The organism is Rhizobium sp. CSW-27, assembly GCF_018760785.1.
Classification (GTDB): domain Bacteria; phylum Pseudomonadota; class Alphaproteobacteria; order Rhizobiales; family Rhizobiaceae; genus Neorhizobium.
Map to the genome: position 1 here is coordinate 34,327 of NZ_JAHHZO010000003.1, position 24,451 is coordinate 58,777.

General features: G+C 64.7%; 20 protein-coding genes. 8 read left to right on the plus strand and 12 right to left on the minus strand.

Going from position 1 to position 24,451, the window contains the following annotated elements:
* The 5 genes from KLP42_RS06910 to ytfQ all read right to left on the minus strand — a co-directional run bounded on the left by KLP42_RS06910 (nucleotide 1) and on the right by ytfQ (nucleotide 5,288).
* Nucleotides 1-723, minus strand: a complete 723-nt coding sequence (locus KLP42_RS06910) for a FadR/GntR family transcriptional regulator (protein ID WP_215565486.1) — start codon at nucleotides 721-723, stop codon at nucleotides 1-3.
* Entirely contained in the window at nucleotides 720-1,700 is a 981-nt protein-coding gene (yjfF, locus tag KLP42_RS06915) for a galactofuranose ABC transporter, permease protein YjfF (RefSeq protein WP_215565487.1), read from the minus strand. Before yjfF ends, KLP42_RS06910 begins: the two co-directional genes overlap by 4 nt.
* On the minus strand, nucleotides 1,700-2,704 hold the full coding sequence (locus KLP42_RS06920) for an ABC transporter permease (protein ID WP_215565488.1): 1,005 nt from the start codon (nucleotides 2,702-2,704) through the stop codon (nucleotides 1,700-1,702). Before KLP42_RS06920 ends, yjfF begins: the two co-directional genes overlap by 1 nt.
* A complete protein-coding gene (locus KLP42_RS06925) occupies nucleotides 2,701-4,221 on the minus strand; it encodes a sugar ABC transporter ATP-binding protein (protein ID WP_215565489.1) in 1,521 nt (506 codons plus the stop codon). Before KLP42_RS06925 ends, KLP42_RS06920 begins: the two co-directional genes overlap by 4 nt.
* Nucleotides 4,222-4,325: 104 nt before the next feature.
* The gene (gene ytfQ / locus KLP42_RS06930; protein ID WP_215565490.1) at nucleotides 4,326-5,288 is read right to left on the minus strand and encodes a galactofuranose ABC transporter, galactofuranose-binding protein YtfQ; all 963 of its coding nucleotides are present in this window, start codon (nucleotides 5,286-5,288) and stop codon (nucleotides 4,326-4,328) included.
* Between the two features lie 240 nt (nucleotides 5,289-5,528).
* Here ytfQ and KLP42_RS06935 point away from each other — a divergent pair, with 240 nt between their 5' ends.
* A complete protein-coding gene (locus tag KLP42_RS06935) occupies nucleotides 5,529-5,963 on the plus strand; it encodes a MarR family winged helix-turn-helix transcriptional regulator (protein ID WP_252192822.1) in 435 nt (144 codons plus the stop codon).
* A gap of 53 nt (nucleotides 5,964-6,016) precedes the next feature.
* Here the strand turns inward: KLP42_RS06935 and KLP42_RS06940 are convergent, their stop codons facing one another.
* Nucleotides 6,017-6,832: a ferredoxin--NADP reductase gene (locus KLP42_RS06940; protein WP_252192823.1), complete on the minus strand. Its 816-nt coding sequence runs from the start codon at nucleotides 6,830-6,832 to the stop codon at nucleotides 6,017-6,019.
* Between the two features lie 353 nt (nucleotides 6,833-7,185).
* On the opposite strand from KLP42_RS06940, the gene KLP42_RS06945 reads away from it, so the two are divergent.
* The 4 genes from KLP42_RS06945 (at nucleotide 7,186) to KLP42_RS06960 (ending at nucleotide 11,958) form a co-directional block, all read left to right on the plus strand.
* Nucleotides 7,186-8,373 (plus strand): ABC transporter substrate-binding protein, encoded by a 1,188-nt coding sequence (locus KLP42_RS06945; RefSeq protein WP_215565493.1) that lies wholly within the window; start codon nucleotides 7,186-7,188, stop codon nucleotides 8,371-8,373.
* A gap of 215 nt (nucleotides 8,374-8,588) precedes the next feature.
* The gene (locus KLP42_RS06950; protein WP_215565494.1) at nucleotides 8,589-10,484 is read left to right on the plus strand and encodes an ABC transporter permease; all 1,896 of its coding nucleotides are present in this window, start codon (nucleotides 8,589-8,591) and stop codon (nucleotides 10,482-10,484) included.
* Nucleotides 10,481-11,254 (plus strand): ABC transporter ATP-binding protein, encoded by a 774-nt coding sequence (locus tag KLP42_RS06955; RefSeq protein WP_215565495.1) that lies wholly within the window; start codon nucleotides 10,481-10,483, stop codon nucleotides 11,252-11,254. The genes KLP42_RS06950 and KLP42_RS06955 overlap by 4 nt, the downstream gene beginning before the upstream one ends.
* Before the next feature lie 2 nt (nucleotides 11,255-11,256).
* The gene (locus tag KLP42_RS06960; RefSeq protein ID WP_215565496.1) at nucleotides 11,257-11,958 is read left to right on the plus strand and encodes an ABC transporter ATP-binding protein; all 702 of its coding nucleotides are present in this window, start codon (nucleotides 11,257-11,259) and stop codon (nucleotides 11,956-11,958) included.
* An 85-nt stretch (nucleotides 11,959-12,043) separates the two neighbouring features.
* Here the strand turns inward: KLP42_RS06960 and KLP42_RS06965 are convergent, their stop codons facing one another.
* From KLP42_RS06965 to KLP42_RS06990, 6 genes are read right to left on the minus strand one after another with little or no spacing between them, the layout of a single operon-like run.
* On the minus strand, nucleotides 12,044-13,813 hold the full coding sequence (locus KLP42_RS06965) for a hydantoinase B/oxoprolinase family protein (protein WP_215565497.1): 1,770 nt from the start codon (nucleotides 13,811-13,813) through the stop codon (nucleotides 12,044-12,046).
* 4 nt (nucleotides 13,814-13,817) lie between these two features.
* Complete coding sequence (locus KLP42_RS06970) at nucleotides 13,818-15,902, minus strand: hydantoinase/oxoprolinase family protein (protein ID WP_215565498.1); 2,085 nt, start codon at nucleotides 15,900-15,902, stop codon at nucleotides 13,818-13,820.
* Nucleotides 15,903-15,960: 58 nt separating this feature from the next.
* Complete coding sequence (locus tag KLP42_RS06975; protein ID WP_215565499.1) at nucleotides 15,961-16,545, minus strand: amino acid synthesis family protein; 585 nt, start codon at nucleotides 16,543-16,545, stop codon at nucleotides 15,961-15,963.
* On the minus strand, nucleotides 16,542-17,126 hold the full coding sequence (locus KLP42_RS06980) for an amino acid synthesis family protein (protein WP_215565500.1): 585 nt from the start codon (nucleotides 17,124-17,126) through the stop codon (nucleotides 16,542-16,544). The genes KLP42_RS06975 and KLP42_RS06980 overlap by 4 nt, the downstream gene beginning before the upstream one ends.
* The gene (locus KLP42_RS06985; protein ID WP_215565501.1) at nucleotides 17,119-18,033 is read right to left on the minus strand and encodes a UPF0280 family protein; all 915 of its coding nucleotides are present in this window, start codon (nucleotides 18,031-18,033) and stop codon (nucleotides 17,119-17,121) included. Before KLP42_RS06985 ends, KLP42_RS06980 begins: the two co-directional genes overlap by 8 nt.
* 20 nt (nucleotides 18,034-18,053) lie before the next feature.
* Complete coding sequence (locus tag KLP42_RS06990) at nucleotides 18,054-19,547, minus strand: 6-hydroxynicotinate reductase (protein ID WP_215565502.1); 1,494 nt, start codon at nucleotides 19,545-19,547, stop codon at nucleotides 18,054-18,056.
* 209 nt (nucleotides 19,548-19,756) lie between these two features.
* Here KLP42_RS06990 and KLP42_RS06995 point away from each other — a divergent pair, with 209 nt between their 5' ends.
* The 3 genes from KLP42_RS06995 to KLP42_RS07005 all read left to right on the plus strand — a co-directional run bounded on the left by KLP42_RS06995 (nucleotide 19,757) and on the right by KLP42_RS07005 (nucleotide 24,447).
* Entirely contained in the window at nucleotides 19,757-20,221 is a 465-nt protein-coding gene (locus tag KLP42_RS06995) for a MarR family winged helix-turn-helix transcriptional regulator (protein WP_215565855.1), read from the plus strand.
* 189 nt (nucleotides 20,222-20,410) lie between these two features.
* The gene (locus tag KLP42_RS07000) at nucleotides 20,411-20,917 is read left to right on the plus strand and encodes a (2Fe-2S)-binding protein (protein ID WP_215565856.1); all 507 of its coding nucleotides are present in this window, start codon (nucleotides 20,411-20,413) and stop codon (nucleotides 20,915-20,917) included.
* Nucleotides 20,914-24,447 (plus strand): molybdopterin cofactor-binding domain-containing protein, encoded by a 3,534-nt coding sequence (locus KLP42_RS07005; RefSeq protein ID WP_215565503.1) that lies wholly within the window; start codon nucleotides 20,914-20,916, stop codon nucleotides 24,445-24,447. The genes KLP42_RS07000 and KLP42_RS07005 overlap by 4 nt, the downstream gene beginning before the upstream one ends.
* Nucleotides 24,448-24,451 lie beyond the last annotated feature (4 nt).

Below are 24,451 nucleotides of genomic sequence, written 5' to 3' on the forward strand. Positions count from 1 at the left end.
TCAAAGAACCTGTTCGAACGCCACCACCTTCAGCATGGCCTCGCCGGCATCTGCCTCCTGTCCCCGCTCGATCGCCAGGACGAGGTCCCGGTGCAGGGTCAGAAACGGCACGAGGTCTGCCGCATCGGGATCGTTGACCGGTTTCAGATAGGCAAAGGCGTGGGACAGTTCGATGACACCGTTGAGGCCCCGGATGAAGGGATTGCGGGAGGCCTCGGCGATGATCCGGTGCAGTTCGAAATCCGCCACGCAGAAATTGCTCGCCTGATCGAGCGAGGTTTCCATCTGCTGGATCCAGTAGCGCATCAGGCGCACCTGCTCGGAGCTGCGACGGCTTGCGGCATGGGCAGCGCCCAGCGGCTCCAGCGAGCGGCGCACCTCGCCGAGGCCGGCGAGAAAGTCGCGGTCGGGCGGCGCCGTCAGATGCCAGGCGAGCACCTGCGGGTCATAGATGTTCCAGCGGCTTTTCTTGGCCACCTTGGTGCCCACCTTCGGCCGTGCCTCGAGCAGCCCCTTGGCCTCCAGCGTCTTCAGCGCCTCGCGCAGCACGGTCCGGGAAACGCCGAATTCATCCATCAGCGCGGCATCATTGGGCAGGGTGCTGCCGATAGGAAAGCGGCCGGAGATCACTCCGGCCCCGATGTCATGGATGACGCGGGATTGGAAATTGCGTGCGGCCGTTCGCTCGGTCAGGGAGCGAAGCAGGCTCCCCGGCTCGATCATGCGGGCGCCTTCTGCATCCGCGGTCGTCGCCCCTGCGCCGAAAATACCAGCTTCTGCAGCAGGATGAACATGAAGAGCAGCAAGCCGATGGCGATCTTCGTCCACCAGCTGGACAAGGTACCGTCAAAGACGATGTAGGTCTGGACGAGGCCTTGCAGCATCACGCCGATGAGTGTCCCGAATATGAATCCATAGCCGCCGGTCAGCAGCGTTCCACCGATCACCACGGCCGCGATCGCATCAAGCTCCATGCCGACCGCCGCCAGGGGATAACCGGAGGAGGTGTAGAGCGAATAGACGATGCCGGCAAGGCCACCGAGGAAGGAACCGAGCGCATAGATGCCGATGGTTGTCAGCCCGACGGGAACCCCCATCAGCGCCGCCGAGGTCTGGTTGCCGCCGATCGCATAGACATAGGAGCCGAAGCGGGTCTTGTGGGCAATCAGGCCGCCGACCAGGAAGACGAGAAGCATCAGCAGGCCGATGGCGCTGAGGCGCCCGCCGCCCGGAAGCCGGTAGTAGAGGCCGGAAATCGTCCGATAGAATTCATGGTCGATCGGGATCGAATCCTGCGTCAGGATCGAGGCCACGCCGCGCGCCATGAACATGCCGGCCAGCGTGACGATGAAAGGGGGAACCCGCAGGAAGTGGATCGCCGCGCCCATGCCCGCCCCAAAGGAGGCCGCGACGACCAGGACGATCGCGAAGGCAGCCAACGGGTGCAGGCCGAGCGTGGTGATCAGCACCGCGGAAAGCACGCCGGCAAGGCCGACCACGGCGCCGACGGAAAGGTCGATGCCACCGGAGATGATGACGAAGGTGGCGCCCACGGCGGCAATGCCGAGAAAGGCGTTGTCGGTGAGAAAATTGCCGAGGACACGGGTGGACCACATGGCCGGATACTGCGCAATGCACAGGCCATAGGCCACGATGAAGATGAGCGTGGTGGCGGCCAGCGGCCGGTAACGCGGATTCATCAGCTTTTCCCCCGCAGCTTGAGGCGTGCGAACCGGCGCGAGACGAGCTCTCCGATCCGGTCTGACTGCATGACAAGGATCAGGATGATGACGCTTGCCTTGACGATGAGGTTGAATTCAGGCGGCAGCCCCGACACCAGGATGCCGGTATTCATGGCCTGGATGATGACGGCGCCGAGAACCGACATCGGAATGGAGAAGCGTCCACCCATCAGCGAAGTTCCGCCGATCACCACGGCCAGGATCGCATCGAGCTCCAGCCAGAGGCCGGCATTGTTGGCATCGGCGCCGCGAATGTCGGCAGCGGCGATCACCCCGGCCAGGGCGGCGCAGAGCCCGCCGAAGGCATAGAGCGTCAGAATGACGGTGCGCGTGCGCAACCCCGTATAGCTCGCCGCCGACCGGTTGGTGCCGATCGCCTCGACGAACAGTCCCATGGCCGTGCGGCGCATCACGAGATGGGCGGCAATCATCAGCACAAGCGCGATCACCGCCGGCATCGGAAGGCCGAGCAGCGAGCCGGTGCCGACAAAGATCAGGGCCGGATCCGAGAAGGTGACGATCGACCCCTCGGTGATCAGCTGGGCAAGGCCGCGTCCCGCCACCATCAGCACCAGCGTGGCGACGAAGGGCTGCATGCCAAGAAAGGCCACCAGCGCTCCGTTCCACAGGCCGCAGGCCAGACCGACCAGCAGCGCGCCAAGCAGGGTGACGATCAGAGGCTGACCGACGACTGCCGCGGTTGCGGCCACGGCACCGGCCACCGCCATGACCGCGCCGACCGAAAGGTCCACGCCACGCGTTGCGATGATGGCCGTCATGCCGACCGCAAGGATCGCCACCGGTGCGCCGCGGTTGATGACATCGATCAGGCTGCCGAACAGCCGGCCGTCCTGCCAGGTAACGGTAAAGAAGCCGGGAAAAACCAGCCAGTTCAGAAGAAGAATGCAGGCGAGGGCCAGAAGTTGCGGCCGGGCGATATCCGAAAGGTGCAGGCGTTTCATGCCGCGCCCTCCACACCCTGGCCGGCAATCGCCTGCACGATCCGTGCCGGCGTGATGTCGGCACCGTGCAGTTCCGCCACCAGCGCCCTGTCGCGCATCACGACGACCCGCGAGGAATAGCTGACGATTTCGTCCAGTTCGGACGAGATGACCACCAGCGCCAGGCCGTCTTCCCTCAGGCGGCTGATCATGCGCACGATTTCCGCATGGGCCCCGACGTCGATGCCGCGGGTCGGCTCGTCCAGGATCAGAAAACGCGGATCCGTGGCAAGCCAGCGCGCCAGGATGACCTTCTGCTGGTTGCCGCCGGACAGCAGCTTGACGGGCAGTTCCGCCGATGCGGTGCGGATATCCAGCGCCTCGATGAAATTGCCGGCGATCTCCAGCTGTTCGTCGCGGTTCAGCGCCCGGAACCAGCCGAGCCGTGCCTGCATGGCGATGACGATGTTTTCGCGCACCGACAGGTCACCGAAAATGCCGTCGGCCTTGCGATCCTCGGGGCAGAAGCCAAAGCCGAGCGACACCGCCTCGCGCGCCGAGCGCACCACACGGCTTTCGCCGTCGATATGAAGGGCGCCGCTATCGGCAACGTCGATGCCGAACATCAGGCGGGCCATTTCGGTGCGCCCGGAGCCCAGCAGGCCGGCAACCCCCACCACTTCGCCCTTGCGGATATCGAGATCCAGCGGCTGGACGCTGCCGGTCAGTCCCAGCTGTCGCACCGACATCAAAAGGTCGCCGCCATCCGGCTCGCCCTCGACCGGACCGTTATGATGGTGAACCAGATCCTTGCCCAGCATCATGCGCACCAGGCCCGTCCGGTCGAGCGCGGCAACCGGCTCCGAACCGATCCGGAAACCATTGCGCAGGACCGTCACACGGTCGGAAAGCTCGAAGACCTGATCGAGGAAATGTGTAATGAAGACAATGGCAAGGCCACGGGACTTCAGGGTGCGGATGATCTCGAACAGCTTGTCGACCTCATGGCGGTCAAGGCTGGCGGTCGGTTCATCCAGAATGAGAACCTTGCCCGACAGTTCAACGGCGCGCGCAATCGCCACGATCTGCTGGATGGCCACCGAATAGGTGGAAAGTTCCGCGCGCACATCGATGTCGAGACCGTATTGCGACAGAACCTTGCGCGCCAGGTCGTCCGTCGCCGACCGGTTCACCAGACCGAATGCACTCGGCTGGCGGCCGATGAACAGATTGTCGCTGACCGTCATGTTCGGCAGAAGATTGACTTCCTGGTAGACGGTGCCGATGCCGAGCGCCTGCGCCTGTTGCGGCGTCGCGAAGGAAACCGGTTGGCCGTCCAGAGAGATCACGCCTGCATCCGGGGTATAGGCGCCGGTGAGGATCTTGATCAGCGTGGATTTGCCCGCGCCGTTCTCGCCGAGCAGCGCATGCACCTCGCCCCGACGCAAGCTGATATCAACGCCCTTCAGAGCCGTGTGATTGCCGAATGTCTTGGTGATGCCCCTGGCTTCAAGCACCACCCCCTCTGCTGTCGCCATGTTTCTTCTGATCCACCCGTCGCGCGATTGCCGCCCGGCCGGTCATCCCGACCCGTCAAGGAAAGGCGGCCCGCCCGCAAGAGCGGGCCGCAGGTGTGTTCGCCTCAGTAACCAAGGCCCTTGCGGCGCTCGTATTCACCCTTCGGATCATCGGCCGGCGTGTAGAGCTTGGACTGGGTGATGATGAACTTCTCCGGCTGCTTGCCGCTCTTCAGATAGGCATCCAGCGCATCGAAGGCCGGGCCGGCCATGTTCGGCGTCAGCTCCACGGTAGCATTGGCCTCACCGGCGGCCATGGCCTGGAAAATGTCCGGCACCGCGTCGATCGACACGACCAGAATGTCCTTGCCCGGCTTGAGGCCCGCATCCTTGATGGCCTGGATTCCGCCGACGGCCATATCGTCGTTATGCGCATACATGGCGCAGACATCCTTGCCGCCGTTTTCCGCCTTGAGGAAGCCTTCCATCACTTCCTTACCCTTGGAACGGGTGAAGTCACCGGTCTGGCTGCGAACGATGCTGATGTTCTTGTGGCCGGCAATGGCTTCCTCGAAGCCCTTCTTGCGGTTGATCGCCGGCGTCGAACCCACCGTGCCCTGCAGTTCCACCACGCGGCACGGCTTGTCGCCGACCGTCTTGACCAACCACTCGCCGGCAACACGGCCTTCCTTCACCTGGTCGGACGCAACCGAGGTGAGATAAAGATCCTGCGGCGCATCGATGCCGCGATCAAGCAGGATCACCGGAATCTTGGCATCCTTGGCTTCACCCAGAACCTGCTCCCAACCGGTTGCCACGACCGGGGCCACCAGGATTGCATCGACGCCCTGGGCGATGAAGCCGCGGATCGCCTTGATCTGGTTTTCCTGCTTCTGCTGCGCATCCGCGAACTTCAGGGTGATGCCGCGCTTTTCCGCTTCCTGCTTGGTCACCGAGGTTTCGGCGGCGCGCCAGCCGGACTCCGAGCCGATCTGCGAGAAGCCGACAGTCCGGTCGGCAGCGTTTGCTGCAGTGCAGCACAGGGCGATCATGCTCGCGCCCAGCGCAAGCTTGCGAAGAATAGTCATTGATGTCCTCCCGAAAAAAGACGCCGCCTCCACGACGTCACGGTCATTGATACTGATCGCAACTCGGGTTGTAAAGATAAAAAGTATGATTATAGATTGTGCGTTGCAGCATAACCGCAGTGCCGGAGGAAAGATGCGCGCGGCGAGAAAACCGCTTGTTCCGGCCGCCGGCGGTTTCTAGGCTGGTTGCGCGACAGCGAAGGGATGGCAGGCAAGATGGACACGCACGGCGGATCAGGCATGGACGGATACGATGTCTTCCAGCAGATCGGCCATCTCCTGCGCCGCGCCTATCAGCGCCATCTGGCGATTTTCCAGGAAGCCATCACGGACGAGACGGGGGTGACCTCGGTGCAGTTCGTCACACTCTGCGCATTGCGCGACGTCGGCCCCTGTTCGCAGACCGCGCTCGTGCGCCTCACCGCCATCGATCAGGCAACGATCCGCGGCATCATCGAAAGGCTGCACGCCCGCGACCTGATCGGCCTCAGCAAGGACAGCCAGGACGCACGCAAGGTAATCCTCTCGCTGACAGCAAAGGGCGAGGCGATCATCCGCGACATCGTTCCGCGCGCACGCGAGGTCAGCCAGCGGACGATGGGCGATCTCAATGCCGCAGAGCAGCTTGCCATCACCGTCGCCTTGAAGCGCATGATCGGGGATCTTGGCGGCTGACCGCGCGACCGGGGCTCTGCGCGCGCCGGGCGGGAAGGGTGCCCGCCGCCCTGTCATCCGACGAAGGCGCGCTCCACGACAAAGGTCGCCGGCGCATTGTTGGCGCCCTCCACAAGGCCGAAAGCCTCGAGAATGTCCTTGGTCTCGTTCAGCATGGCCATCGATCCGCAGATCATGGCGCGGTCGGTATCCGCAGAAATCGGCGGCAGCCCGAGTTCGTCGAACAGCCTGCCGCTGCGCATCAGGTCCGTCACCCGCCCCATGCGTTGCGACTGTTCGCGCGTCGTCGTCGTGTAGAGGCTGAGCTTTCCGGCGGACAATTCGCCGATCAGCGGATCATCTGCAAGCCCTGCCACCAGTTCGCTGATGTAATCCAGTTCGGCGCGGAGCCGGCAGGTTTGCACCAGAACCACCTCCTCGAATTTCTCGTAGGTCTCCGGATCGCGGATGAGGCTTGCGAAGGGGGCAACGCCGGTTCCGGTAGACAGAAGATAGAGCCGCCGGCCAGGCAGCAACGCGTCAAGCACCAGTGTCCCGGTCGGCTTCTTGCGCATCAGTACCCTGTCGCCGGGAGCGATCTTCTGCAGATGCTGCGTCAGCGGCCCATTCTCCACCTTGATGGAAAAGAACTCGATCTCCTCGTCCCAGGCAGGGCTGGCGATCGAATAGGCCCTGAAGACCGGCTTTTCCGCATTGGGCAGGCCGATCATCACGAACTCGCCGGAGCGGAAGCGGAAGCTTGCCGGCCGGGTGATGCGGAAGCTGAACAGCCGGTCGGTATAATGGCGTACCGAGACGACGCGTTCAGCAAAGAGATTGTCGGCGATCGGATAGTCTCGACCGATGGCGACCATGGCGCTCTCACTCATTGCGAAGCTCCCCATTTTTGTTCGTATACAAACAATAATGCTGCAAAAACGCCGGGAGGCAAGAGGCGAATTCGCCCGAAACCTCGTCTGGATCAAAATTTTTCGACCATCGATTAGAAGCGTACACGCTTATTATGGATGGGAATCCACCTTGCTCGGCTACCGCCGGCCGGGCTCTATCCGGCCGAATGCCTCAAAATTCTGCAGATCAGCCACTTGCATTTTTAGTGTTCACGCCAAATGATGCGACAAAGGCGGGAAGCGGGGCAGTCTTTGCGTTGACAGAGCCCCCCGACTTGGCGCCGATACAAAAATAACCGGACTTCAATCGGTAAACCCCAGAGGGAATTGCAATGACGAGCCTATTGAGAATTGCAGGATTATTCCTCGGCCTGTCCTGTGCCGGACAAGCCCTTGCCGCAGACATCAAGATCGGGGAGATCAACAGCTACTCCGGTTTGCCGGCCTTCACCGAACCCTACAGAAAGGGTTGGGAAATGGCGGTGGACGAGATCAATGCCGCCGGCGGCATCAACGGCAACAAGCTGGTGGTGATTTCCAAGGATGACGGCGGCAAGCCGGGCGATGCGATCACCGCCGCCAACGAGCTCGTCTCTCGTGAGGGCGTGGTGATGCTGTCGGGCTCCTTCTTCTCGAATGTCGGCCTGGCCGTTGCGGATTTCGCGAAGCAGAAGAAGGTCTTCTACCTGGCCGGCGAACCGCTGACGGATGCCATCGTCTGGTCCAAGGGCAATGATTACACCTTCCGCCTGCGCCCCTCGAACTATGTGCAGGCCGCCATGCTGGCACAGGAAGCGGCGAAGCTGCCGGCCAAGCGCTGGGCAACCATCGCGCCGAATTACGAATACGGCCAGAGCGCCGTCGCCGTGTTCAAGGAACTGCTGCTGAAGGCCCGGCCGGATGTCGAATTCGTCACCGAACAGTGGCCGCCACAGGGCAAGATCGATGCCGGCTCCGTCGCGCAGGCGGTGGAGGCCGCCAAGCCCGAGGCCATCCTGAACGTCACCTTCGGCGCAGATCTGGTGAAGCTGGTGCGCGAAGGCACGACACGGGGCCTGTTCAAGGACCGTTCCGTCGTCTCCTTCCTGACCGGCGAGCCGGAATATCTCGACCCGCTGCAGGCTGACGCGCCGCAAGGCTGGATCGTGACCGGCTACCCCTGGTATGGCATCGACACGCCGGAACACAAGGCCTTCCTCGACGCCTACCAGAAGCGCTACAACGACTATCCGCGCCTCGGCTCCGTCGTCGGCTACTCGCTGATAAAGTCGGCCGCCGCCATCCTGTCCAGGGCAAAGTCCACGGACACGGCGGATCTGATCGAAGCCGCCAAGGGCATTCCTGTCGATACCCCCTTCGGCAAGATCACCTTCCGCGCCGCCGATCACCAGTCCACCCTCGGCGCCTTCGTCGGCAAGACCGCCGTCAAGGATGGCAAGGGCGTCATGGTCGATTTCAAGTACATGAGCGGCAGCGACTTCCTGCCGAGCGAAGCGGACGCCGCCAAGCTGCGCCCCTGAGCAACGTCGGCAAAGGCCGCGCGGCGCCCGCCCGGCCAGCCCAACTCGCGGCAAGTCCGGCGGTCTGCGATCCGGCCGCCGGCAAGGCCCCAGGCAGTGTCCGTATGCACCCGACCGGTTTCTGACGGGAAGCAACAGCGGACGATGCCTGCGCGCCACCACCTGTCTGCCATCACCTTCCGCACCCGGGAAGAGCAGCGCACGAGGGATTGCCTGTGGAACTCTATGTCGTTCAATTCCTGACGGGGCTGGCGAATGCAGCCTCGCTGTTTCTGGTCGCGTCCGGACTGTCGCTGATCTTCGGCGTCACCCGCATCGTCAACTTCGCGCATGGCGCCTTCTACATGCTGGGCGCCTACATCGCCTACAGCCTGACGATCCGCTGGCAGACGCCGCTCGGCTTCTGGCTGGCCCTGCTCGTGGCAGCGACGGCGGTGGCGGTCGTCGGCGCGCTTCTGGAGATCCTGCTGCTCAGACGCATCTATCATGCACCGGAACTGCTGCAGCTTCTTGCCACCTTCGGTGTCACCCTGATCGTCGAGGATGCCGTGCGCCTTCTCTGGGGGCCGGAGGATCTGGTTGGGCCCCGCGCTGCAGGTCTCTCCGGCGCGGTCTCTGTGCTTGGCCGCCCGATGCCGGTCTATGATTTCGTGCTGATCCTGCTTGGACCCGCAGTGCTGGGCCTGCTGTGGCTGCTGCTGCACCGCTCCCGCTGGGGATTGCTGGTGCGCGCTGCGACCCAGGATCGCGACATGGTGAGCGCGCTCGGCGTGAACCAGAAGTGGCTGTTTACCGGTGTCTTTGCGCTCGGCGTCTTTCTTGCTGCCTTCGGCGGCGGATTGCAGATACCCCGCGATGCCGTCAGCCATTTCATGGATCTGTCGATCATCACCGAAGTCTTCGTTGTCGTGGTCATCGGTGGTCTCGGCAGCATCGGCGGCGCCTTTCTCGCCGCCGTCATCGTCTCGGAGTTGAATGCCTTCGGCATCCTGATCCTGCCCAGCATCTCGCTGGTGCTGATGTTCCTCATCATGGCCGCCGTTCTGGTGCTGAGGCCCTGGGGCCTGCTTGGCAAACCACTGTCGCGCGCCCGCAGCATGGCAACGCGCGAGGCCGCCGCCTGGAAGCCGCTGTCGCCTGCCGGCCGAAGCGCCGCACTCGCCGCAACGATCGGCGCTCTCTGTCTGCCCTTCATGCTCGGCGATTACGGCGTCGGTGTCGCAAGCGAGGTGATGATCGCCATCATCTTTGCCATCAGCCTGCAGTTTCTGATGTCGGTCGGCGGTCTCGATTCCTTCGGCCATGCCGCCGCCCTCGGTCTCGGCGCCTATGGTGCAGCCCTGTCGGTGCAGCATTTCGGTGTTTCCATGGAAGCGGCAATCGTGATCGGCCCACTGGTCTCTGCGGCAATGGCCGTGGTTGCCGGCTGGTTCTGCGTCCGCCTGAGCAACATCTATTTCGCCATGCTGACGCTCGCCTATGCCCAGATCGTCTGGTCCGTCGCCTTCCAATGGGTGGATGTCACCGGCGGCGACAATGGCATCGTCGGTGTCTGGCCTTCCGACTGGGCGTCCAGCCCGGCGGCCTTCTACTGGCTGACGCTCGCCGCTGCGGTGGCCGTCGTGGCGCTTGTGCGCCATCTTACTTTCTCTCCGTTCGGCTATGCCCTGCGGGCCTTGCGCGATTCCCCCACGCGCTCCGCAACCATCGGCATTTCCCGCCAGACGATCCAGCATATCGCCTTCGTCATCAGCGCCTTCCTGGCGGGACTCGCCGGCGTGCTGTTCGCCTTCCTGAAGGGCAGCGTGTTTCCGGATACGCTCAGCATCGCAAGCTCGGTGGATGGACTGATCATGGTGTTGCTCGGCGGCTTCGGCACCGTCTCCGGCAGCGTGATCGGCGCGATCGTCTACAAGGTGTCGTCCATCTGGCTGATGAGCAATACCGACTTTCCGCGCCTCATCCTCGGAAGCCTCATCGCGCTGCTGGTGGTGGCCTTCCCGCAGGGAATCGTCGGCACGCTGCAGATCTGGATGATGCGTAGCCGCCTGTTCGCAGGCCGGCCGCAGGAGGGCACAGCCAGGCTTGCCGAGACGGGAGGCCTATCATGACCGCACTTCTCGAGGTCCGCAACCTCAGCAAGAGCTATCAGGGCGTCAAGGCCGTGCAGGGCGTTTCCCTGCAGGTGGCGCCGGGCGAACTGCTGGCGATGATCGGCCCGAACGGGGCCGGCAAGAGCAGCTGCTTCAACATGCTGAGCGGGCAGATCCGGCCCGATTCCGGCCGGATCCACATCAACGGCAGCGAAACCACCGGTCTTTCACCGGAGCGGATCTTCCGCCTTGGCGTCGGGCGTACCTTTCAGGTGGCGGAAACCTGCCTCTCCATGACGGTGCGGGAGAACGTGCAGCTGGCTCTGCAGAGCTGGAGCACCGGGCTGCTGACGCTGCGCGCCTTCACCGGCCGGCTGGACCGCAATTTCCGCCCGCAAGCCGATGCGCTTCTTGCACTCATCGGCCTTGACGATGAGGCCGACCGCTCCTGCCGCGAGCTTCCCTATGGCGACATCAAGCGGCTGGAGCTTGCCATCGCGCTTGCCGGCGACCCGAAGCTGCTGCTGATGGACGAACCGGCCGCAGGCATGGCGATGAAGGAACGCATCCTCTTGATGCAGCTCACCTCGCGCATTGCCCGCGAACGGCAGCTGGCGGTGCTGTTCACGGAACACGACATGGATATCGTGTTCGAACATGCAGACCGGGTGATCGTACTCAATCGCGGCCAGCTGATCGCCGAGGGATCGCCGCAGTCCGTGCGCGCCGATCCGGCCGTGCAGGCGGTCTATCTCGGCTCCGGCGCTCTTTACGCTCAGGGACATTGAGAATGCTCACACTTGCCAAACTCAACAGCTGGTATGGCCCCGCACACATCCTGTTCGATGTCGGCCTCGAGGTGAAGGCGGGCGAGGTGGTGGCGCTTCTCGGTCGCAATGGTGCCGGCAAATCGACGACCATGAAGTCGATCATGGGACTGGTCGACCGGCATCAGGGCAGCCTGATCTTCCGCGACACAGACATCTCCCGCCTGCCGCCCTTCGAGATCGCCCGGCTTGGCCTCGGCTACGTGCCGGAGGACCGACGCATCTTCACCGATCTCACCGTCGAGGAAAACCTTGAGGTCGGCAGGCAGGCAGGAAGATCCGGCAATGCGGCCTGGAGCCCGGAGCGCATCTACGAGATCTTCCCGAACCTCGCCGAGATGCGCCGACGCCCGGCCGGCCGCATGAGCGGCGGCGAGCAGCAGATGCTGACCATCGGCCGCACGCTGATGGGCAATCCCTATCTGGTTCTCCTCGATGAGCCGTCGGAAGGCATTGCGCCGAAGATCGTCGAGCAGATGGCGGATGCGGTGACGCTGATGAAGCGGGAGGGGGTATCCATCCTGCTGTCGGAACAGAACCTGCCCTTTGCCCGCCTGATCAGCGATCGCTGCTACATTCTCGAAAAGGGCGAGATCCAGTTTTCCGGCAGCATGGAGGAACTGGAAGCAAGGCCCGATCTGCGCGAGGCCTATCTGGCTCTCTAGCGTTTCCCGAATCAACCGGACAGGCAGTCGCAGGTGCTGCGTCGAAATCGGCGGCGAGGAGATGCCCCGCAGCCGATCACCGTCGTCAGAGGGCTGCCTGCCGCGCCGGCTGCTGCCTGATCACGTGCCGCAACTGTTCGGTGGCGGCCCGGTCCACCGACCCGTCCGCCGCAAGCGCCACACCGAACAGGCGCTCGGCCTCCGGGCGCGAATAGCGGCCAAGGCGGACATCCTCGGCCACGGCATCAGGCGCCCGTTCGAAGGGATGGCCATAGCCGCCGCCGCCCGGCGTTTCCACACGCACCCGGTCACCGGGCTTCAGGGGAATGTCCTGCGCCTTGGAGAGATGTTCGGGGATCATCGGCATTCCGTCGCGCGTCACCGTCACCCGGTTCGGCGCGCCTTCGCTGCCGCCAAGCGCGCCCGGCGGCCCAAACCGGCCATGATCCATCACGAAGCTCGCCGTTGCCTGGCCGCGCCGCAGCTCGATCTCGTAATCCAGACCGAAACCACCGCGATGGCGACCGGCGCCGCCGGACCCTTCGCGCAGCGCGTAGCGGTGGTAGAGCACCGGATATTGCTGCTCCATGATCTCGACTGGCGGCGCCTTGGAAATGCCGATGGTCGAGCAGCCGTTGGAAAGCCCGTCATGGTCGCAGTTGCCGCCATAGCCGCCGCCGGAGATCTGGTACATCACATAGCCCTGACCGCGCTCGGGATCGTGGCCGCCCAGCGCGAAATTGCCGGAGCTGCCGGCCGGCGACGCGGTCACCCGGTCGGGCAGCGCCTCGACCAGCGCGGCAAACACGGCTTCGGCAATGCGCTGGCTCACTTCCGCAGCGCAACCGGAAACCGGACGCGGATACTGCGCATCGAGGAAGGTGCCGACCGGCCGGATGACCTCCAACGGTTCGAAGGCGCCGGCGGAAATCGGCACTTCGGGAAAGATGTGGCGCATGGCCAGATAGACAGAAGAAAGGGTGGTTGCCAGCACCGAGTTCATCGGCCCGGCGCAGGGGGCGGACGAGCCGGTGAAGTCGAAGCTCAGGCGGCCGTCGCGGGCGGTGATGGCCAGACGGATTTCCAGGGGTTCGTTCACCACGCCGTCACTGTCGACATAGGCGACGGAGCGATAGGTGCCCTCGGGGATCAGCCGGATACTGGCGCGCATCTGTTTGCTGGCGCGGTGCCGCAACTCGTCGATGGCCTGCGCCACCGTGTCGTCGCCATAGCGATCCAGCAGACGGATCAGCCGTTTCTCGCCAACGAGCAAGGCCGCCGCCTGCGCCTTCACATCACCGATCCGTTGCTCCGCGACCCGGATGTTCGAGCAGATGATGGCGTAGATTTCCGCGTCGAGCACGCCCTGCTTGAACAGGCGCACCGGGGGCAGGCGCAGGCCTTCCTGCTCCACGGAGGTTGCCGATGCGGAAAAACCGCCCGGCACCGCACCACCGGTATCCGGCCAGTGGCCGGTATTGGAGAGCCAGCAGAAGATCCGGCCGTTACGATAGACCGGCATGGCGAAGCGCACGTCCATGAGATGCGTGCCGCCGAGATAGGGATCGTTGACGATATAGATGTCGCCGGGCTTCGGTGCGGCAGCCTTGCCGTCGGCGATCATCTCGATCAGCACCCGCGTTGAATACTGCATGGTGCCGACGAAAACCGGCAGGCCGCTCGACCCTTGCGCGATCAGCGAACCGTCCACCGCCGAATAGATGCCGTCGGAACGATCGTTCGCCTCGGCAATGACCGGTGAAAAGGCCGCGCGCGAAAAGGAAAGATCCATTTCGTCGCAGACCTGTTGCAGGCCCGACTGGATGACCGAGAGGGTAATGGGATCGACATGCATGCCGTCAGCCTCCGATGGAAATGATGATGTTGCCGTCCGCATCCTGATGCGCCACGTCGCCCGGTTCGATCACGATGGTCGTGTCCATCTGTTCGATGATGGCAGGGCCGGCGATCACGGCATCGGCCGGCAGATGATCGCGCCAGTAGACCGGCGTCTCGACGAAGCCCGAGAACCACACCGGCCGGCTGCCCGTCTGCGCCTCGGAGAGCCTGGCCTTGCGGCCGTTCCGGTCGATCAGCGCGGACAGATCGATCTCTTCCCGTCGTCCGATCACCGAGGTGTTGACGTTGACGAGGTTGGCGCGGATTTCCGGAAGCTCCACATGGAAGCGCGCGAGATAGGCCTCCTCGAAACGCCGCTGCAGTTCCTCCCGCGAGGGCGTTGCGTCGGGCAAGGGTACTCGCAGCAGATGCGTCTGGCCGATGAACTGCATGTCGACCGAGCGCAGTTCGCGGATCTCGCGGATCGAAACGGCCTCCTTGCCGATCAGCCGGCGCCCCTCCTCGCCCTGGCGGGCAAACAGGGCATGGACGGCCTCCATGTCGACGCCGGCCAGCGGACGGTTGACCGTCTGGACGAAATCATGGCGCAGGTCCGCGACGACGCAGCCGAGCGCATTGGTGATGCCGGGACGCGATGGCGCCAGCACCTTCGGAATATTCAGTTCGCGGGCAATCGCCGAGGCATGCAGCGGGCCGGCGCCACCGAAGGCGAACAGCGCAAAGTCGCGCGGATCCTCGCCGAGACTGACCGACACCATCCGCACGGCATCCGACATGCGCGCATTGGCGATGCGGATCACGGCATCCGCCGCGCCAATGGCATCGAGCCCGAGGCGCTCGCCGAGTTCGCGCGCGAAGCTCGCCTTGACATCCTCGAGCGAAGGACCACCCGGCACCTTGCTCAGGCGGGCGGGATTGAGCCGGCCAAGAAGCAGATTGGCGTCTGAGATCGTCGGCTTCGTGCCGCCCCGGCCGTAGCAAATGGGGCCGGGCGTCGCGCCGGCACTTTCCGGCCCGACCTGCAGAAGGCCCGCCGCGGTGATGCGCGCAATCGAGCCGCCGCCGGCACCAACCGTGCGAACGTCCACCATCGGCACATGGATCGGCATGGCATATTCCACCTCGATCTCGTTCGACACCGTCGGCTCGGCGTCGCGGATGAGTGCGACGTCCGTCGACGTGCCGCCCATGTCGTAGGTGATCAGGTTCACCATGCCGGCGCGCCGTCCCGTATAGGCGGCCGCCATCACGCCGGATGCCGGTCCCGACATCACCGTCTTTGCCGCCTCATCGGCAACACGGCGGGCAGAGACCATGCCGCCATTTCCGTTCATCACCAGCATGTCATGCCGATAGCCGCGTCCGGCAAGCGTGTCCGCCAGCCGTTCGACGTAGCGGCGCAGCAGCGGCTGGACGGAGGCATTGACGGCGGCGGTAACGCCGCGCTCGTATTCGCGGCTCTCCGACAGAAGCGCATGGCCGAGCGTGATATTGCCGTTCGGCCAGAGCGAACGCGCAATGTCGCCGGCCCGCTTCTCATGCGCCGGGTTGGCATAGGAATGCAGGAAATGGATGACCAGCGCCTCGCAGCCCTTCGCCAGAAGGTCCCGGATGGCTGACCGCAAGGCATCCTCATCCAGCGGGGTGACCACGGCACCGCGCGCATCCATCCGCTCCGGCACTTCAAGCCGCAGGTCGCGCGGAATGATCGGCCGGAAATCGCCCTTCATGCCGTAGGCCTGCGGGCGCGTGCGCCGGCCAAGCTCCAGCACATCGCGAAAGCCCATCGTCGTAATGATGCCGGTCCGGCACAGCTGGCGCTCCAGAACCGCATTGGTCGTCGTCGTCGTGCCATGTACGATGAGATCGAGCGCCGCGATGTCAGCCTCTGCCGCATCGAGTGCGTTGAGAACGCCGAATGCCTGGTTGTCCAGCGTCGTCGGGGTTTTCGCAAGCCGCACGGTGCCGCGCTTGGCGTCGAACAGGACGAGATCGGTGAAGGTTCCGCCGACGTCGATGCCGGCAACGACCGACTGACGCGGCTCCTCGTCTCGTTCCGCTGCCGGGGGGAGGGACTGTGTCACGGCTGTTCCTCTTCTGCTTGTCTTTGAAAAGCGGCGGCGGGGCGAGGGCGTCCGGCCCTCAGCGCAGCCCGTCCCTGCCTTCGATTTCGCTTGCCTTCAGGCCGCCTACGCGCGGCAGCGGACGCCCGCTGTCGGTGATTGCAACGGCCACCATGATCTCGTCTGCCCGCGGGCTGTCGTTCAGCCACACCTGCACGCCGTCGAAATGCGAGCGCACATAGGCGGCGTCCTTGTGGCCGAGCGGAACATCCAGCATCACACCCGGCCCGCCCCGGGCCTTGGAGGAGGGAACGAGCGCCGCACCGCCGCCCAACACGTCGCGCAACGGCTTGCCGAGTGCCGGATGCAGGATGGCGGCGGCATGTTCGAGTTCACCGTTCTCCCCGACCATCGCCGCCTTGCCGTAGCTTTCGACCTGCTCCGGCGTGATGCCGAGCGCCGACAGACACCTTGCGCCAAGGTAGCCGCCCAGTTCAGCGCCGATCTCGATCAGTTGCGACAGATCCTCGACATAGGTGCCCGCATGCGGATTGCGCAGCACGGCCACCGCGACAGCCTTGCGAGTTGCCGGTACGACCGGACGGTCCATCTCGCGATGCACTTCCTCGACAAGAACGGAAAGCCGGCGGATCTCGGCCTTCATCGAAGACCGTCCTCGCCCTTGATGTCCGCTGCTCGCAGGCCGCCGACCCGGGCATGGACGCGCGAACCCGTGGTCATCACCAGTGCCAGAACGATCTCGCTGGCACGCGGCGCATCCGCGACGCCGACTTCCATTGCGTCGAAATGACTGCGGACATAGGAGGCGTTGATATGCGTCACCGGCACGTCAAGGCGCGCGCCCGGTCCACCGACCTTCTTGGTGGACGGCACGATGGCCTTTGCATCGCCCAGTGCCTCGCGCATCGCATAGCCGCCGGGTACATGCCACAGCGCCCCATGTTCCAGTTCGCCTGCCTGACCGACGATCGCCCCCTTGCCATAGCCTTCGATCCGGGAGCGGTCGCCCCCCAGCGCCTCGATGAGGCGCCGGGCCATGTCGAGGCCCAGCGGCTCGAGATCCTTCATGAAGCCGGCGATCTCCTCGTGATAGCGGCCCGCGAAGGGGTTTTCGATCACCGCCAGCACGGCCGCCCGCTTCAGTGGTTCGGCAGCCACGGGCCCGCCTTCGTGAAAGATTTCTTCGACCAGGGTGACGAATTTTCGCAACTTCGGTTCAGGCATGATGTCGGGTCTCCGGTAGCAGGGCAGAGGGAAGGGGTAAGGCATCGACGATGCACGACGCCCGGTCGAGAAAGAGGGCAGCGCTATGCAGAAGGTCGCGCTCCTGCAGGCGTCGCGCCATGCGGGCACCATCTTCCAGCGCTTGTGCCGCATCGCCCACGCTCAGGCAGCCGACCGCGGTCACGACAAGCTGCTCGCCCAGGTCGCTGTCGTCAACGACGCACCGGGCCGGTCTTCGCTGGACGGCCGGATGTCCCGGAAGGTCGACGGCATTGGCGACGATGGTTGCCGCGGCATCGGCTTGCGCTGCCGTGCGGGCCAGGATCGTGACGGAGTCGGCAATGCCCATCGACAGGCTGCGTCCGCCGCGACCGGAGGTGGCAATGCCACGCACCGGATCTGCCGCGCCGATCGACAGATCGCCGAGCGCCGGTCCTGCCTCATGCGCCATGCCGACGCGAAACGGTCGATCTCCGGCCAGATGCAGGGCAATGTCACCGCCATTGTTGACATAGATCCGCAGCGGCAGGTCATTGGCGGGCAGCTCGCCGAGCATTGCCGCCAGAACCTCGTCGGCCACGGCACCGGCCACCGCCGCCATCGGCGTGATGAAATGGTCCGCCGCGAAGGGGCGCACAGCCGCCATCATGCGCCGGGCAACCGCGCCCTGTGGCGCGGTCGAGCCAGGCTGGACCGGCGATTTGAGAAGCGGCAGTTCGCAGACAAGTTCGGTCAGGATCGTCCTGAAGCGCCGATGTGCCGCCGCAAAGGCCTTCGCCCGGACCGACCGTTCGATCTCCGGCGAACTGCCGCCATCGACGCCGATCACCAGGTCGATCGGACCGTGCTGCAGGTGCAGGCGCCCGTCGGCATGACCATCGAGATATGCGGCATGTGCGGGCGCCATGGTTACCGTCTCCCCAAAGATCAGGCTCCCCATTTGAAATGATGTTCCGCCATCGGCCAGCCGGATTGCGCAGGCACCGGAATGCGGCGTTCGGCCTGCTCGACCGCCTGCGCCACCGGAATGACCGCCTCCATGTGGCCACCAAGCGCGCGGTAATCCTCAAGCCGCATGGTGAATTCGATGGGCGCGACGATGGCCGGCGTCGGCACATAGCCGAAACTGTTGCTGGGCATCTGCATGACATCGACCATGACGGTGATGCCGCCGCCCGGCCAGACATAGGCAGGCGCGCCACCGCAGGAAACATGCGTCAGCGCCTCCTTCACCGAGCGCGTCAGGCGCACCGGATTGCTGGTGACGCCCGCCCGCAGGCTGCCGCCGGCGCCGCCGACAAACAGCACGGAGACCAGCGCCGGCTCGCAGTTTTCCGCCACGACCTCCACCGTCTCGCGGATTGCCGGCGGCAGCTCGGTCTGAAGCCTCGGGACCAGTTGCTCATCAAGGATGTAGTAGCCGTATTGCTCGCCGGTGGTGGAGATCATCAGCATGCGCAGGCCGGGATAGGCGACCTTCGCATCGAAATCGCCAAGGATGGCGAGGGGGTCGGAGATCGTCGTGCCGCCCCAGCCGGTGCCGGGTTCCGCCACCTGAAAATAGCGGCCGGGCGTCGAGCGACGTCCCTTGATGCGGATCCCGGTCGGCGCGATGTCGAGCAGTTTGCCGGCCTGATGCTCGGACAGGACGCCGGTGATGTGATCATCGACCACCACCACTTCATCCACCATGCTCTTCCACTGCCGGGCGAACATGCCGATGGTGGCCGAACCGCAGCCGACACGCATGCGGCTTTCCTCGACACCGTTTATGACGGGGGGACAGCCCGCCTCGATTGACAGCGCGGCTCCACCATCGACCTGCATATCGACGCGTTCGCGGTTGCACAACCGCATCAGCGCGTCGCAGGTGACACGGCCTTCCTTCTTGGAACCGCCCGTCAGGTGATGAACGCCGCCGATCGACAGCATCTGCGAACCGTATTCTCCGGTCGTAACGTGCCCCACCGGCTCGCCATCCACCCGCACGAGCGCCGTTTCGGGACCGATGAACCGGTCGGTGTCGATCTTCACCTTTGCGCCGCAATAGGAAAAGATGCCCTCGGTCACCACGGTCACCATGTCGATGCCGTTCTGTTTCTGCGAGACGATGAAAGGTGCCGGCTTGTAATCGGGATAGGTCGTGCCGGCTCCGACGGCCGTGACGAAGGGGGTGCCGGCGTGCACGAGATCGCCGCTCCATTCCTCCTGGCCTTCGTCCGTCAGGAAAGCCACGACGGCGCCGCCGGTATCGGCGCGCTGTTCGAGAATGGTCAGCGGATCGACCCGGATCAGTTCGCCGCCGAGATTGGCATAGCGGTCGCATGCACCCGACTTGCCGTCCGAGATGTAGCACATCACCGGACAGGCATCGCAACGGATCTTGCCGTTGACGGCACTTTCAACCTGCTGCTTGACCATGGTCGGCCCTCGTTCTGTTCCCGCTACGACTTGTGCCGTTTATTTGTATACGAACGATTATGAGCCGTTTGCCGGGACTGTCAAGCGGATGGATCGCGCCGCGGTCTCATTGTCCGTAACATCGGGCACCGCTGCCTCGTTGTTGACAATACCGCCACTGGGGCTAAACGAAACCGCAGCAGAGACGAGTTTCTCGACGGAAAATCATGATGACGCGTGCACCGGACGACGCCAGATGCCCCGACGACGCGGAGCCAGCCGAAGGCGACTACCGCGTCGACCGCCAGATCGGGTTCTTCCTGCGCCAGGCCAACCAGCGACACGTGGCGCTGTTTGCCAGCATCATGGGCGACCGGCTGACCACGACGCAATGGGCGGCGCTGACCAAGCTGCGCGAGGTGCAGCCGATTTCCCAGAACCATCTCGGCCGCGAGACGGCCATGGATGCCGCAACGATCAAGGGCGTGGTGGACCGCCTCGTCGCACGCGGCTTTGTCCGCACCGCACCCGATCCCGAGGATGGGCGCCGGCTCGTCCTTTCAATCACCCCGGAAGGCGAAGAGGCGGTGGCACGCAATCTCTCCGCCGCGCTGGCCGTCACGGAAGAGACGCTTGCGCCCCTGACCGCCGGCGAACGCCGGATGCTCATCGAACTGATCCGCAAGATCTGCTGAGCAGGCCTCTGCCGCACCCGGTCGCGACCGCAAGAATTCGTTTGCATGCCAATGAATCATTGCTATCCTTCCCGGGATGGATGCGACCAATGAAAACCAAAAGGGGAACGCCGCAATCCTGACCTTCCTCCCGCAAGGGAACCAAGGCCAGAGCTGTGCGCGATGTCCCGCCGCAAGGGCGTGCACACCATGTCGTCACGCTCCATAACCCTGTCTGTCAACGGCGAATGCCGCTCGTTTGAAGCATCGGCCGAGACGCCGCTGTTATACGCGCTGCGCAATGACTGCGGCCTCAACGGACCCAAATTCGGCTGCGGACTGGGCGAGTGCGGTGCCTGCGCCGTTCTGGTCGACGGCCGCGCCGTCCGCTCCTGCACGGTGAAGCTCGGCGCGATTGCGGGCCGTACGGTCACCACACTCGAAGGGTTAGCCTCGGGCACGGACCTGCATCCCGTGCAGCAGGCCTTCATCGACATGCAGGCCGCCCAGTGCGGCTATTGCCTGAACGGCATGGTGATCGCCACCGTCGCGCTGCTCCGGCACAAGGCCAATCCCACGGAAGCGGACATCCGCGCCGCGCTTCGCCGCCATCTCTGTCGCTGCGGCACGCATTTAGAAATCCTTGCCGCCGTTCGCCGCGCCCGCGAACTTCTTGCCGAAACCGGTCACCAACAGGAAGCGAGTTCTGCGTCATGACGGCCCCACGCGAAAGGAACCGCAGGGACTATCTCAATCTCGACAGCATCCTTCTCGTCATCCGGCCGGGCAGCTCCAACGACCCGGACATTTTCCTCGCCGTCCATCCCGACGGCCGGGTAACGGGCTTCAACGGTCACGTCGATCTGGGAACCGGCATTCGCACCGCACTTGCACAGATCGTCGCGGAAGAGATGGATATCGCCTTTGCCGATGTCGACATGGTGCTGGGTACCACGGGCGCCGTGCCGGATCAGGGGCCGACCATTGCCAGCGAAACCATCCAGATCACCGCCAATCCGCTGCGCAAGGCCGCAGCGACCGCCCGGCGCCATCTTCTCGCACGTGCCGCCGAACGCTGGGGCGCCGCCCTCGAGACGCTGACCGTCGAGAATGGCGTCATATCGGATGGCAGCCGGAAGATCGGTTACGGCGATCTCGTCGCCGGCAGCAGCGATGCTGTCGAAATCGACGAGGCCGCACCGACCAAATCCGTCGGGACCTATCGGATCGTCGGGCAGCCGCAGCCGCGCAACGATATTCCCGCCAAGGTTCAGGGCGGCTGGACCTATGTGCACGATGTCCGGGTGCCGGGCATGCTGCATGGCCGCGTGGTACGCCCGCCACACGTCGGCTACGACCACGGGGACGCAGTCGGCAGAAGCCTGATTGCCATCGACGAGGCCTCGGTTGCCGGCATCGACGGACTTGCCGCCGTGGTGCGGGAAGGCGATTTCGTCGGCGTGGTGGCCGAGCGGGAGGAGCAGGCGGCGCTTGCGGCCCGCCTGCTGAAGGTGATGTGGCGACCACCCGACCGGCGGCCGGATCTCAACAGCCCGGAAGAGGCGCTGCGCAGCAACCCGTCCACCCGGCGGCTGCTCAGGGAGGAGGGCGATGTCGAGCGCGCACTGGCCGGCGCATCGCCGTTCATGCAGCGGACCTATGTCTGGCCCTACCAGATGCACGGCTCCATCGGCCCCTCCTGCGCCGTAGCAGATTGGCAACCGGACCGATTGATCGTCTGGTCCGGCACGCAGAACCCCTATTTCATGCGGCGCGATCTGGCGCTTCTCATGGACATGCCGGAAGAAAGCATCACGGTGGAACGGCATGAGGCGGCCGGCTGCTATGGCCGCAACTGCGCTGATGACGTGACCGCCGATGCCGCTCTGCTGTCACGTGCCGTGGGACGGCCCGTGCGCGTGCAACTGACGCGTGAACAGGAGCATGGCTGGGAACCCAAAGGAGCCGCGCAGGTCATCGATGTGCGTGGCGGACTGGATCTCGAAGGCGGCCCGATCGCCTATGATTTCGAGACGCGCTATCCTTCCAATCTATCGCCGACACTGGCTCTGGTGCTGACCGGCAAGCTGCACGGCAATGCGACAACCGAGATGGGGGATCGCACCGCCATTCCGCCCTATGCGGTCAGCAACATGCGCATTGCCGTCGAGGACATGCCGCCCATTGCCCGTGCCTCTTGGTTTCGCGGCGTATCCGCCATGCCGAACACCTTCGCGCATGAGAGCTTCTTCGATGAACTGGCCAATGCCGCCGGCGTCGACCCCATTGAATACCGCCTGCGCTATCTGACGGATGCGCGCGCGGCAGATCTGGTGCGTGCCGTGGCCGCCCGAGCCGGCTGGAAGCCCCGCACGCGCTGGGGGACAGAAGGAGGCGAGGGCGATCTGATGTATGGCCGCGGCTTTGCCTATGCCCTTTACGTTCATGGCAAGTTTCCCGGAACGCCGGCCGCCTGGTCGGCCTGGGTAGCGGATGTCGCCGTCAACCGTCGCACCGGCGAGGTGATGGTGACGCGCGTGACGGTGGGGCAGGATTCCGGCCTGATGATCAACCCGGAGGGCGTGCGCCACCAGATCCACGGCAATGTCATCCAGTCGATCAGCCGCGTGCTCAAGGAAAAGGTCCGTTTTTCGCAGACCGCCGTGGAAAGCCTCGAATGGGGCGGCTATCCGATCCTCACCTTCGAGGAGGTGCCCGATATCGACGTCCTGATGCTGCCGCGTCCGGACGAGGAGCCGCGCGGTGTCGGAGAATCCGCCTCCGTGCCCAGCGCGGCGGCAATCGTCAATGCCGTCTATGACGCGACGGGCCTTCGATTCCGCGAACTGCCGTTGACACCGGAACGCATCCTCGCGGGCCTTGAGGGACAGCAGACGCTGATCGGCGAAAGGAGAAGAGACGAAAAACGCCGGCAGCGGCGGCGCTTCGGCCTCGGCCTGCTCGGCTTTGCCGGCCTTGCCGCCGCAGGTCTGGCGGTGCTCTCGCCCTGGCGACCGGCCATCAGCGCAATCCAGCGGCCGGATCCAGCCCTGTTCAGCCCGGCAAGCGTGGAGCGCGGCCGCATCCTCGCCGCTGCAGGCGGCTGCAATGTCTGCCACATCGGCCGCGATGGCCGCGATCTGGCGGGAGGACGTGGCTTCGAGACACCGTTCGGCATCGTCCATGCGGCCAACATTTCGCCGGATGCCCGCGCCGGTATCGGCAGCTGGTCTTTTGCCGCCTTCGAGCGCGCCATGCGGGAAGGGATAAGCCGCGATGGCAGGCATCTCTATCCGGTTCACCCCTACACATCCTTCGTGCATGTGAGCGATCAGGACCTGCAGGATCTCTATGCCTATCTGATGGCGGCGCCCGCCGCCGCCGAGCCGGCGCCGGAAACGCGGCTGAAGCCTCCGTTTCAAATCCGCAGCCTGATGGCCGGATGGAACGCACTTTTTCTCGACAGGACACCACTCGCCTACGACCCGGCCCGCGGCGAGGCCTGGAACCGCGGCGCCTATCTGGTGGAAGGTCTCGGGCACTGTTCCGCCTGCCATTCGCCACGCAACGCGCTTGGTGCCGAGGTGCGGGGAACTGCCCATCTTTCGGGAGGGTTCGCCGATGGCTGGGAGGCTCCGGCCCTGAACGACCTGTCGAAAAGCCCGGTCGGCTGGTCGGAGCAGGCGCTCTACGCCTACCTGCGCGCCGGCCATTCCAGCGACCACGGCAGCGCTGCCGGCCCGATGGCGACCGTCGTGCGTTCTCTGTCTGCCCTGCCGGATGAGGATGTGCGCGCGATGGCCACCTATCTCGCGAGCCTTGCAGCAGCACCCGATGCGGCAGAAGCCGGTGCAAGACGCGACAACGCCCTCCGCCTGTCCCGAGAAGCCGCAACCGCCGCAGCCCTTCTCCATCCGGAAGGTGCCCGGCTGTTCGCGGGAGCCTGCAGCAGCTGCCACGCGGACGAAATGCCCCTGCCGAGCCTCGCCCTCAACAGCAACCTTCATGCGGAGCGGGCCGACAATGTGCTGCAGGCCATTTTGAACGGCGTCGAGACGATGCCGGGCCTTGCGAGCGCTTCAGAAGGCCCTGCGGACATCCTCTCCATGCCGTCCTTCCGCGACAGCCTTTCAACACGCCAGCTGGAGGAGTTGGCGCACTATCTGCGCGCCCGCTTTGCTCCGCAGCGCCCGGCATGGCGCAACTTTTCCGACACAGCCGCCCTGCGCCGTTCTCCGGGCGGATAGGGCT